Origin of the sequence: Kitasatospora sp. NPDC001603 (genome assembly GCF_040298365.1) — a bacterium.
Lineage (GTDB): Bacteria > Actinomycetota > Actinomycetes > Streptomycetales > Streptomycetaceae > Kitasatospora.
In genome coordinates this window covers 1-12037 of sequence record NZ_JBEPAA010000136.1, presented here as the reverse complement: position 1 = coordinate 12037, position 12037 = coordinate 1, and the positions used below count along the sequence as shown (strand labels likewise).

Sequence of the window (12037 nt, the reverse complement as noted above, 5' to 3'; positions counted from 1 at the left end):
AAAGCTACACGGCCGGCCTCCATCTACGCGGATCGATCATGTGGTTGAAGTCCCTGACCTCAACCACATGATCCGAACCTTGAACAGCTCCTAGTCGCAGTCCGTGGGCATCCCGGCAGCGGGCGGTCGGCCCTGCTCCGCGCCACAGTGCCACTGTGGCGTGCTGAGGGCCTTCGAGTCACGCGAGCGCCGTTGGAGCGGACGACCGTTGGCGTCATGCCCGGCACCGTGTTGGTGGCGGACCAAACGGACATCCCACTGGAAGCACTTCAGGCGTGCAGGAAGCCGGGGTGCCTGCTGGTGGCCACCTGCCTGAACGAGGATGCAGAGCTGGCGGAACTCGCCGACCTGGTGGTCGATCTCCCTCACCTAGATGACGGCACTGCCGCGGCGTTACTCGGCGACGACCTGGGTCTGGATGCCACTGCCTCTGATGCCCTGCGCAGGGCACTCGGCCCCTGGTTCGGCAACCCCGGAACCCTCGTCACCGTGATCGAGGAGCTTGTGGCCGGCAACCGGCTCCGCCCCGTGCACGATCGCATGTGCCTCGCCGACCCCGAGGCACCGATCGCGCTCCCCGCCGATCACGCACTCCTGCGCCGCACCGCACACCTGGGCGGCCCGTCCCAATCGGTCCTCGACGCGGTTTCCGTGCTCGGCACCTGTGACCTCGTTGATCTGCCGCACATCCTGGCCGCTGACCTGTCCACCATCGGTCGCGCGGCGGATGCCCTTGTCGAGCTCGGCGTCCTCAAGGCCGACAACGACGGGCGTCTGGGCGTCCCCTTCCCCGCACTGGCAGCCGCCGGAGCCACCCGCCTGGGCCGGCAGACCGAGCAAGACATGCACCGCCGGTACGCCAGGCACCTCCTGAAAGAGCGACGGCTGGGAAGGGTGGTCGACGACGAACTCCTCGCCGACCACCTCGCGGCCTGCGAATCGGACCTGGCCGGGGCCGACGACCTCTCTGTCTGGCTGGCGGGGAAAGCCGAGGAGGTCGCGGCATACGACCCGGACCGGGCCGCCGCGCGCTGGACGGCTGCCTGGCGCCTCGGTGCTCCCGTCGACCCATTGCGCTACACGCTCAGCACAGGGAGGCACGAGGTGCTCAGCCACCTCCGTGCCGACGAACCCGTCATGGCAGACAGCGCACGACAATGGGACCTCGCTGTGGTGCACATGCTCACCGAACTGGGCGGAGGCGAACCGCTACCCGCCCTCGCCGACGAACTGCCGAGCCGACTGGCAGCATGGTGGACGGGGCGACGTACATCGTGGACCCCTGCCGCGCCCCGCCGCGACGACGGCGAGCGGCTGATGTCCGCCGCCGAACTCAACACGCTCTTCTACGCGCTCAGCGTGCAGCCGCAGCAATGCGCGGACGCGCTGCAGTCGGCGAGGGATCCGCAGGCCTTTTCCATGCGCGACGATCTGATCGAAGCCGGCGCTGCGGGCGATGTCGCCTCCGTACTCGAGATCGTGCTCGGGTCGCGCTATCGCGTGCCGAGAACGGGTGTGATCGCCGAGTACCAGCGGGTCCTGCGGGCCTACATGTCCGCCGACTGGGAGGCCGCCCTCCAGGCTGTCCGGCAGCTGGAGCTGCTGGGAAACGGGAGGAACCCAGCACACCACCTCGCCCGTCTCTACGCAGCAGGCATCCACATCGCGCGCGGTGAACTGCGCCAGGCCGCAGCCTGGCTCGCAACCGTCAGCCGCTCCCCCAGGTTCGCCGTCGCCCGGGCGACAGTCGAAACCATGCTGCTGCACCGGCGCGGAGCCTCGACCGCAGCGCTGAATCTGGCCCGGCGCGCACTGCAGCACGCCCGGCGGAGCGGGTTCAGATCGGGGCAGGAACGCCTGCTACTGATAGCCCTCCAGATCGCACTGCGGTGCGGGGACAAGCTCCTCGCCAAGACCCTCATGAGGGAGATCGAGGCCCTTCACCGCCAGGAGCACTCCCGCTGCACCCGACAGACCCAGCTCCTGGGGCGCGGCCTCCTGCACGGGGATGTGTCCAGCGCCGCCGCGGGAGTCGAACTGGTTCGCGAGCGGGGCCACCGACCGGACCTCCTCTGGGCCTGCCACATCCTGGCCCAGTTCTGCGACGACCCCCGCCACGTCATCGACGAACTGCACGCCATCGCCCAGCACGACGGCCCCTCTTCGCTGCTTCCCGCGCAAGTGGACGCGCTGCTCGGGAAATTCGGTTCGCGCGTCGCCCGCACACCCGGCCGAGTGGCCTTCACCGCCAACGACTTCCAGATCATCGAGATGATCACGTTGGGCTGGACGAACCGTCAGATCGCCATGCGGCTCGGCATCAGCCAGAAGACCGTGGAGAACCACATGACAGGCCTGCTGGCTCGCGCCGGATGCCGCTCGCGCGTGGAACTGGTGGCCGCCAGCCTTGCCGGCAGACTCCCGGAGAGCAACTGATGGCCATGACCGTGTACCCGCGTCTCGGCGAAGCGATCGGCTCCGCCGTCGCTACAGCCATGTCCGGTCGTCCCGGGCTGATCGTCATCGCGGGACCATCGGGAGTCGGACGCACGAGCACCCTCGCCATGGTCAGGAACGCTCTCGGCCGAAGAGGCATGAGCACACTTCGCCTCCCCCTCCCGCGTGACGACCGGAACTTCGTCGGCCACCTCTCAGCTGCGAGAGCACTGTCCCCCTCAGCCGTGCTCCTCCTCGACGACCTCCAACGCGCGAGCCGCGGGACACTCGCGGTCCTGGCCGGCCTCAAGGGGCCGGTAGTGGGCACATACTGCACCCCGGTCCATCCGGAGCACACCGGCCTGGAACACCTCGCACGTACCGTCATCGCCCTGCGCCCACTGGCACGCACCGACAGCGAACGCCTGCTCGCCGCCATGATCGAGGCGACACCGACACCCGAACTCGTTGACGCCCTCCATCACTGCAGTCGGGGACGTCCTTCCCTGTTGCGTCTGGCGGTCGACGCTCACCGTACGGGCGGGTCCCTGCGCATCCTCGACGGCACCGCCTACCTCGCAGGGACCGGCACGTTCTCGGCTCCTGCCCCGAACCACCCCGTGATACAACGTCTGCGGCTCCTGGGACGAGCGGAGTGGGACGTGCTCAAGGCACTGACGGTCCTGCATCCACTGGGACCCGCAGCTGAACAAGTGGTCGCAGATCGGCTTGAGTTGTCCGCCGCGGACCTGTGGAAGGTCCTTGCCCGTCTATCACCCCATATCACCCGCACAGCGGGAACCTGGCGATTCCGGGCGCCCGTCATCGAGCATTGCGTGCGGGAGCAGCTCGGGCCGTGGGAGCGCCAGGATCTCTCAAGGTCGGCTGTCATCGCATTGTGGGGCGAAACCGCCGCCTGCTCGGCCCCCTCCTACCTCCCGGAGCGCCTGGTCGATGCCGGACGCCTCGTCGACACCGGGCGCGCCGGCAACGAACTCCTGGAAGCCGGCCGCGCGGCCATGGTGGACGACCGGAGCCACGCCCAGCGATGGCTTCGAGCAGCGGCCAGGTCCCACAACGATCCTGCGACGCGTGCCACGGCTCTTGCCCTGCACGCCGTGGTGTGCGGAAGCCGCCACGACCATCGCCTCGCGGTGGAAAGCACCGGCCATGTGCTGCGTCAATGCGCTCATCTGATCTCCCCCGATTTGCTCCAGGAGGTCCAGGTGACCCGGCTGGTTGCGCTCGCCGCCAACCGGGAAACGGCAGCACTGCACGCCATCGCCGAGCATCGATCGGGGGCACTTCCCGGTAGTGACGGATGCAGGGCCGTCACCGCAGCGATCGCGCTGTCACTGGTCGGGCAGTGGGCCCAGGCATCGCGGATGCTCGCCAATACCAGATCTGCGTGGTCATCGGCCAACAACACCACCGCCACCTACGGTGAACTGCTCCACGTGGAGACAGCCGTGCTTTCAGGCCGCATGGCGGGCCTGGACCGGCTGGAGAACGATCCCGAGCTGCTGCCGCTGTTCCGAGAACCGCGACACCGACTCACCACGCTCGCACACCTGGCGCGGATCCTGATCGGATTGGGCGAGACGGCACGTGCGGAGCATCTCCTGTCCAGACACGACGGGCACTCGATACCGGTGTCGGACGCCGACAGTGCTCTTATCGGGCTACGCACGGGTCAATGGCGCCCAGCCCTCCGACAATCACGGCTGGCCCTCGCCGACTCCGTTTCCGTCGGCCAACCGATCCCCCACACCGCCCTCATCCATGAGACCACCATGGCTCTAGCGGCCGGCGGATGGTTGCGGCGGGCCCAGGCGGTCATCGAGCAGGGCCGGACGAACCAGGCTGCCGTTCCGTATGTCCTCGACCTGGCCGAAGCCGAGCTCGCGTTGGTGATCAACCACAGGGAGCGGGCCCGGCACCTCCTCGAACACGGCTTGTCGAGCGCAGCTCGACAGAACCTCATGATGACCACCGACGACATGTGGCTGCGCATCCTCCTCCTGTGCCCGGGCAAGTCACACACGGCGCTGGCCGAACTCAAAAGAATCGCGAACCGGATGGGCACCGGACGCACCCGCCGGAACTACCTGCTGGGGCGCGCCATCGTGTGCAAGGACCGTGGGGACCATGCCGTGAAGGTCGCCAAGGACCGCGGTCAGCCTGCCGAGGTCGCGGAGACACTTGAACTGGTGGCGCTGCACGTCGGCTGGGGAAACACCCGCCTCCTGAGAGAGGCCTACGAGATCTACGGCCATCTCGACGCCCTGCTTCCCAGAGCACGACTGCGTCGTCTCATGGCCAAGCAGTCGATCCCCGTCCCCGGCCGGGCGGCAACGGTGGCCGAGACAGAACGGCTGCTGGCGACTCTGGTCTCGGAAGGACTGACAAACCGTGAGCTCGCCAGAGTGCTGCAGACCACGGAGAAGAGCGTCGAGAGCAGGCTCACCCGCCTCTTCCAACGAGCCGGCTACCGGTCACGAGTCGAACTCGCGGCAGCGATGATGACCGGGCGCTACCCCGGAGCCCCACAGCCACACACGTGACCGGGACGACCGCGCCCCGCCCGGTGTGGAACGGGGTGTCGGCGACGGCTGAACCGTGGTTCTGGATCACTTTCCGTGCCAGAGCCACAGAGCGTCACCGGAACCGCGATCATGAAGGGTCGTGGCTGACGACCTCCTCCAAGACCTCTGGCTCCACCAGGCCGCCGACGTCGCGGTCAACACCCTGACCATCCGCGCCAACCGCGTCACCACGACCGGCGACCTCATGTCGAGTGGAGGACACGCTTGCGTAGGAGGTCGCGCGGCCGAACATCTGGCGCTTGAGCATTTTGATCTTACTGTTGTGGCCCTCGACCGCGCCGGAACTGTAGCTCAGGCTGAGACCGGCGACGACTGCGTCGAGGTCCTGCAGGAGGCCGGCGGCGAAGCTTCGAAGGGCTGGGACCTTGTCCTGCTGGACGCGCGCGATCCAGTCCTTGAGCTCTCGGCCGCGGCGGTCGTTCATCAGCTCGGCGAAGGACCTGACGTGCTCGGCGGTGGTGGCGAGTGCCGGGACGCGAGTCAGGATCTCCTTGAGCTGCTGGCCCGCGTCGGTGGGGAGGCGGTCGGGGTGGCGGGTGATCCAGCTGGTCACGTCCCTTACGGACGGGGAAGGCTTCCCGCAGCCGGCGGACGTAGACGCGCACGAGCGCACGATCTGCTCCTGACCGGGGAATCCGCGTTGTCGGATCTCCTCGAACAGGCGCCGGGCGATGGTGTGGCCCTCGGCGAAGCGCTGGTGGAGGTAGGGCTTGTAGGGGTCGAGGATGCTGGTGCGTCCCGTCCAAGCGGCCGACCAGCAGTTCGTCGGGATTCTGCGCGCCGGCCAGTCGGCGGACGGTGCCGCGTGCAAGGCCGAGTCGGCGGGCGACGGCGCGCAGGCTGAACCCGTCCTTCACGAGCGTGTGGACGGCGGCGTGCTGTTCGCGGACCCGGTCGGACAGGCGTCCGGTCCGGCGGGGCTCGGCGCTGACGGGTGGAAGGATAACTGCTGTGGAAGGGCCGGGTGGAGGGGCTGGTTCGGGCAGCAGGGCTCGGTGCTGCAGCACGGTCGTCTCGACCGCGTCGGCGAGGTTCTGCCACAGGTGGAACCGGTCGGCGACGTGGATCGCGCCCGGGGCCCCGAGCCTGGCGGCCTCGGCGTAGGAGGCGGAGCGGTCGCGGCAGACGACCTTCACCCTCGGGTGGTCGGCCAACCACGACCGGACGGTGGCGACCGTGCGGTCGGGCAGCAGGTCAACCGGGCGGCGGGTCTCAATGTCGACCAGGATCGTGGCGTAGACGTGGCCCTTGCGCAGGGCGAACTCGTCGATGCCCACCACGCGTGGCACCGCGGGCGCCGGATCCGGCAGGGCGCGTATCAGCCGTAGGAGCGTGGAGCGGCTCACCGGGACCGCGAAGGTCTCGGCCAGGCGGGAGCCAGCCCGGCCAGCCAGGGCCAGGGCGAGCTGCTGGAGCGCGGTCTGCAGGCCCTGGCTCCGCCAGCCGTGACGGAAAGTCAGCACCGGCGCCTGTTCGACGAACGTGACCCGGGGACAAGCTCGTTCACGGCAGCGGAACCGGCGGACCCGTGACTCGACCACCACCCGCCGCCCGCCCGCCGCCCTGTCGTCCAACCGCCGCACGTAGCTGCTGTGCACCCGGGCCGAGAAGGTTCCGCACGACGGACAACCCGCCTCGTCGCCGGTCGTGGCGGCGTGGACGGTGACGCGGTCGGCGCGGATGGTCAGGGTGTTGACCGCGACGTCGGCGGCCTGGTGGAGCCAGAGGTCTTGGAGGAGGTCGTCAGCCACGACCCTTCATGATCGCGGTTCCGGTGACGCTCTGTGGCTCTGGCACGGAAAGTGATCCAGAACCACGGTTCAGCCGTCGCCGACACCACTCCGACCCCCACTCCCGCGAAGGTCCCGGGACTGGGAGCAGAGATCCTGGGCGAGATACCGGCCGACTCATCGCAGGTCGTCGTGGTCACCGGCGATGGCATCGACAGGCCGACCTCCAACGTCGTGTTGTATCAGCGTGATTCGACCGGATGGCACGCCGGGGCGAGCTGGGCCGCCCACAACGCCCTGTGCGGCTGGAGCGCCGCGCACCAGGGGGGAGACCTCCACTCCCCGATGGGCGTCTTCACCCTGACAGACGCCGGCGGTCTGAAGGCCAATCCCGACACCTAGCTGCCCTACAACCAGTCCTCCCTCTTCACCATCGGCGGCAAGGGCTTCGAAGGGGAGCCCCTCGCCGGATCCTTCGACTACGTGGTCGCCATCGACTACAACCGCAAGACCGGTGTCTCCCCTTTGGACAACACCCGCCCCCAGGGCGACTCAGCCGGAGGTGGCATCTGGTTCCACGTCGACCACGGCGGTCCGACCCACGGCTGCGTCAGCCTGAAGGCCGAACACATGAAGCAGCTGCTGCAAGCCCTCGATCCTGCCCGACACCCCGTGGTGGCCATGGGTGACGCGTCCTTCCTTCAGCACTGACACACGACCGGCCCGAGACCCCCGGGGCGGCTGTCCGCTCCCCCATCGGGCCGAGCAGTCGCCGCCGCAACGGTCTCGGACTTCCGGCGTCTGACGCCTCCACCGATGGGCGAGCCCACCAGGGATCCCGCCTCGGGCCGCACGCGCCGCACGGCCGGCTCGGCCACTCGACGGCACCAGTCAGGGTGCCTCGCATCACCCGGGTCCTGACCGCACAAGGGGATAACCCTCAGCAACGCGGAGATGAAGTGTCCCGCACACGGAACGACAGCAGGACAGGGCGCAAGGCCGAGTCCAACGTGTCAGGCGCAGAACCCCCAATCGGAGTCTTGCTTCGCCGCATCACCAGGCAGACATGCGCCCCCGGCCCGACGCCCCACGTCCGCCCCGGATGTACGAAGGAGTCGGCCGGCCCCCTCGGTTACCGGCTGCTCATGGCCAGTCCCCGTAGCTGAGGACGCATACTGACGATTCCCACGTCGCCAAGTCCCGGGCGCCCGAACCGCATGCTGACAGTGCCCGTGGGACGTGGCTCCGACGGGACAATCGCTTCCACCTCCGTCACCGACGAAGCCGAAGCACACAGAGGCCGAACGCAATTCCGCAGCTCAGAACGTTGACCACTGCGAATCCTGATGCTAAAACAATGCATCACGACCCAGCCGATGCGTGAGTCAGTGTCACAGCAGCTCGTCGAACGCGCAGTTGGTCACGGTGCGGCCGAGGGCTGGTGCCCGACCACGGGTCTCGTCACTACTCTGCGGCCGATCCCGAACTCCTCTGACAGGCGGACCGGACACCACCCGGGCGGGCCGTCGAGAACGGCTTCTCCCGTTCGGGTGTCCCACGCGGACGCTACGTCAGTCGTCACCGCCTGACCTACGCGCCTCGCGAAGTCCGTGACAGAAGCCAGACACTGACCAGCCCCTCTGTGGACTGGGTCCTTGCCATTGTTCGCCGACACCCCCCGGATCTGCAGCCACCGCCGCGATCAGCACCCACCGGGGGCTCACGCAAGCCTCTGAAATCCCGAGCACAATCTAGGGGACCCCGAATGGCCGGATTCATCCACTGGCTCCAAAGTACTGCCGGCGGCCTAATCACTCTGTGCAGCGCAGCCATCGCCGTACTTCTCTTCCTGATCATCAAGGTCAAACTCGAACCCTTCATCTCTCTCATAGTCAGCGGCCTGCTCCTGGCTCTGGCGGCAGGCCTTCCGGCATCGAAGATCATCGGTAGCGCCCTGTCAGGCAAGGACTCCCTACTCGAGACCGGCTTCGGCGGCATCCTCGGCCATGTCGCCGCCATCATCGGCCTGGGTTCGTTCCTGGCAGCGCTGCTTCAAGCATCGGGTGGCGCCGATGTCCTCACCCACCGGTTGCTGTCGGTCTTCGGCGAAGGCCGAGCCGCACTCGCCACAGGACTGGCAGGCCTGATATTCGGCACGCCAGTGTTCTTCGACATCGGCATCTTCGTCCTTGCCCCGCTGATCTACGTGGTGGCGCGGCAGACCGGGAAGTCGATGCTCTTCTACGCACTTCCGCTTCTCGCGGGCCTCTCCATGGCTCACGCCTTCCTTCCTCCCCACCCCGGTGCCGTCGCGATCGCGAGTCTTCTCGGCGTCGATCTGGGATGGCTGATCGCCATGGGCCTTCTGTGCGGCCTCCCGTCCTTCGTCCTGGCGGGCATCGTCTGGCCGGCCTGGATCGGCAAGCGGATCATGGTCCAGGTACCCGACGGATTCGCCCAGCCGGAGGAAGCCTCCGCCGGCGATCCAGCACTCGGTGGTCGCAACCCCGTCCCCCTGAGCACGGTGATGCTCATCATCTGCACGCCTCTCGTGCTCATCCTCGGCGCCACGTTCGGAACCGTTCTTCTGGACAAGAACGCGACCCTCCTGCCGTACCTCGTCTTCTTCGGCAACCCTGTCGTTGCCCTGGTACTCGCGTGCATCCTGGGGATCAGGTTCCTGGGAACACAGAGAGGCATGACCAAGGCCCAGTTGGCCGAGATCGGTGCCGCGGCACTCAGACCCGTGGGCATGATCCTGCTCGTCGTGGGCGCGGGTGCATTCTTCGGTTCTGTAATCGCGGCAACCGGTGTTGGTGCGGTGCTGGCGAAGTCCCTCGCGTCCGCCGGCCTGCCACTCGTGGTCATGGGCTACGTGATCTCCGGTGGCCTCCGCCTGGCCCAGGGTTCGGCGACCGTCGCCATCGTCACCACCGGCGGCATCCTCGCACCCCTGGTGAAGAACGGGTCCTTCTCGCAGCCGCACCTCGCGCTGATCGCGGTCGCCGTGGCAGCCGGCTCGATCGTCGCCTCCCACGTCAATGACGGCGGCTTCTGGATCGTCTCCCGATACTTCAACATCAGTGTCAAGGACACCCTCAGGACGTGGACCGTTCTCGAGACCATCCTCTCCGTCACGGCCTTCGCCGCGTCAGCAGGGCTGAGCCTGCTCCTGTGACGTCCTGATCCGTCCGGGCAACTTCCCGAATCGAGCGCAGGACGGCATCAGCGCTCGCGGAGGGAGCGCGCTACGGAGGCAACACTGCCGCCTGCGCCTCCCATCGAGCTCACACATCCGACCTACCCTAGAAGGCCGCCGGCTGTGCACGTTTTCCGCAGACACCGAACACCTCGGCCCCGGCTCGTTCCTGAACTGGATGACGTCGGGCTGGGCAAGGCGCTGAAAATGATCCACTCGCCCCCGGCCTTCGAAGGCGTTCTGGACATCCAGATCGAAAGCATCCGGCACGTAATCGAGGAGGCTGGGTCGGACTGGGACCGGCGAGCCCACAGGTTCGCGGTGCTCGCGGAGTCGGCGATCCACTCCGGTCTGGCTCGGGCGTGGCGGTCGTCACGCCCGAGCAGTCCCGATGCGCTGATCTTCGAGGCTTGGGTCGAACTGGCCCGAGCACAAGTTGCAGGCCGCTTCCGTGACCCGCAGGTCGTGGTCGACAACTGCTACCGCGCCTCGACACTGAGGCCGGAGGACCCGACTCCGTGGGTCCTCACACTGAGCGTCCTCCGGTTGACGCGAGGCGACTACCACGACGTCTCGAGGATCTGGCATGAGGTGGTCACTCGCGATGCCTGGCACCGCGAGGCGCACCTGCAAATGCTCCGCTATCTGTCGCCCGAGGAGTGCGGATCCCAGGTCAGGTTGCTCGACTTCGTGGATTCCGCCTGCGCGGCGATGCCGCCGTACGTACCAGCCGTCGCGTTGGAGTTGACGGCTGCGGTGGACCACCATCACAGGATCGTCGCCCGCGGCGGGATCGATGCCCTGCTGGCACGGCAGTTCTGGACCTATCCCCGCACGACGGAACTCCTGAACCGCGTCTTTCGGGGCTGGACGGGGCCTGCCGGCCTGACCCACGCTGCAGCGCTGGCAGACCTGAACACCCTGTCCTACGCCTTGGTGCAAGCGAGCCGACTGCGTGAAGCGGGGAAGGTCTTCGAGCTCATCGGCGGCACGGTCACCGCATGGCCCTGGAATCTGGAGGGCAACCCGGTCGAAGCATTCATTCAACGGCAGCAGCGGGCCGTACGGCCCTGAGGGCCCGCCCCGCCAGGTCACGGTGGGGCGGGCCCTGCTGTCCGGACCGTCGTGACCGTGTACCGGGAGTGTGATCCCCGGTCTTACCGTGTCATGCCGGCTCGGCCCTCAGAACTGTCGCGAGCGAATCGAGTGACCTGACGTAGTCCGGGCCCACCGGGGTGAGGACGGTACTCGTGACGCCGGCGTCGAAGAGCTCCGCGAGCCGAGCCCGTGCCTGCGCCGGTGTTCCGACGACGGCGAGTTGACGCACCCACTCCTCGGGCATGTTGCGAGCGAAGTCCTCCGGTCCGGCACTTCGGGACCGAAGGGAGAGGAGTGCGTCGCGAAAGGGAAGCGGAGCGATGTGCGGTCGCCAGTCGTCCTCCGCCACAACGGCCAGGGGTAGACGGGCGGCCTCCAGTGCGACGGCCGGATCGTCATGGACGGCTGCGACGTTGTAGGCAACCACGCGGTGCGGCCGTGCGGGTGCAATGTCCCGAAGTGCGCTGCGGACGTAGCCGGGGGTCACCGGCTCGGCGAGGACGGTGCCGTCGGCCACATGGCCGGACAGCGACAGGGAGCGAGGCCCTCGCACGCCCGCCAGCACGTCAGGTACGGATCCCGGCAGAGACGTCGGCTGCAGGCGCAGTCCGTCGACCTGAACGTAGCGTCCCTTGTAGTGGGTGAGGTTTCCCCGTAGAAGGCCCCTCAGAGTCGTGATGTATTCGGACAGCAGCGTCAGGGGGCTCGAGGGCCAGGCACCGACGCTGCGCATCCACGCCGGCATTCCGTGTCCGACTGCGATGGTCAGTCGTCCCGGGTGGAGCTGTGCGAGGGTTGCCACGTCCATGGCGGCGAACGCGACGTTGCGGGCCCCGGCCGGCATCACCCCGAGGCCGACGCGGATCCGGCTAGGGGCTGTTCAAGGTTCGGATCTTGCTGCGGTTCGATGGTGGGCTGGTGTCTCTGGTAGAACTCCGTGCTGTGGCGCGTTTTGACGTGACGGATGC

At 67.8% G+C, this 12037-nt stretch carries 6 protein-coding genes and 2 pseudogenes; 5 read left to right on the top strand and 3 right to left on the bottom strand.

The annotated features are described in order from the left end of the window. The first annotated feature begins 216 nt into the window (after positions 1-216). Complete coding sequence (locus ABT263_RS37705; RefSeq protein WP_352298160.1) at positions 217-2436, top strand: LuxR C-terminal-related transcriptional regulator; 2220 nt, start codon at positions 217-219, stop codon at positions 2434-2436. A gap of 245 nt (positions 2437-2681) precedes the next feature. Next, entirely contained in the window at positions 2682-5000 is a 2319-nt protein-coding gene (locus tag ABT263_RS37700; RefSeq protein ID WP_352298158.1) for a helix-turn-helix transcriptional regulator, read from the top strand. Positions 5001-5109: 109 nt separating this feature from the next. Here ABT263_RS37700 and ABT263_RS37695 read toward each other — a convergent pair whose 3' ends face one another. Both ABT263_RS37695 and ABT263_RS37690 read right to left on the bottom strand, forming a co-directional pair. Beyond that, positions 5110-5595, bottom strand: a complete 486-nt coding sequence (locus ABT263_RS37695; RefSeq protein WP_352298155.1) for a transposase — start codon at positions 5593-5595, stop codon at positions 5110-5112. 496 nt (positions 5596-6091) lie between these two features. After that, positions 6092-6793 (bottom strand): annotated as a pseudogene (locus ABT263_RS37690) (ISL3 family transposase); the annotation flags it as partial. A 72-nt stretch (positions 6794-6865) separates the two neighbouring features. On the opposite strand from ABT263_RS37690, the pseudogene ABT263_RS37685 reads away from it, so the two are divergent. The 3 genes and pseudogenes from ABT263_RS37685 to ABT263_RS37675 form a co-directional block, all read left to right on the top strand. Beyond that, positions 6866-7483, top strand: a pseudogene (locus ABT263_RS37685) (L,D-transpeptidase family protein); the annotation flags it as partial. Between the two features lie 1054 nt (positions 7484-8537). Next, positions 8538-9950: a GntP family permease gene (locus tag ABT263_RS37680; RefSeq protein WP_352298153.1), complete on the top strand. Its 1413-nt coding sequence runs from the start codon at positions 8538-8540 to the stop codon at positions 9948-9950. Between the two features lie 144 nt (positions 9951-10094). After that, positions 10095-11045, top strand: coding sequence for a hypothetical protein (locus tag ABT263_RS37675; RefSeq protein WP_352298151.1), 951 nt, complete (start codon positions 10095-10097; stop codon positions 11043-11045). A gap of 91 nt (positions 11046-11136) precedes the next feature. On the opposite strand, the gene ABT263_RS37670 is transcribed toward ABT263_RS37675, so the two are convergent. Beyond that, the gene (locus ABT263_RS37670; protein ID WP_352298162.1) at positions 11137-11934 is read right to left on the bottom strand and encodes an LLM class flavin-dependent oxidoreductase; all 798 of its coding nucleotides are present in this window, start codon (positions 11932-11934) and stop codon (positions 11137-11139) included. Positions 11935-12037 lie beyond the last annotated feature (103 nt).

Coding starts and splice junctions, on each gene's coding strand:
- ABT263_RS37705 (WP_352298160.1), top strand. CDS start 217: ATGCCCGGCACCGTGTTGGTGGCGGACCAAACGGACATCCCACTGGAA.
- ABT263_RS37680 (WP_352298153.1), top strand. CDS start 8,538: ATGGCCGGATTCATCCACTGGCTCCAAAGTACTGCCGGCGGCCTAATC.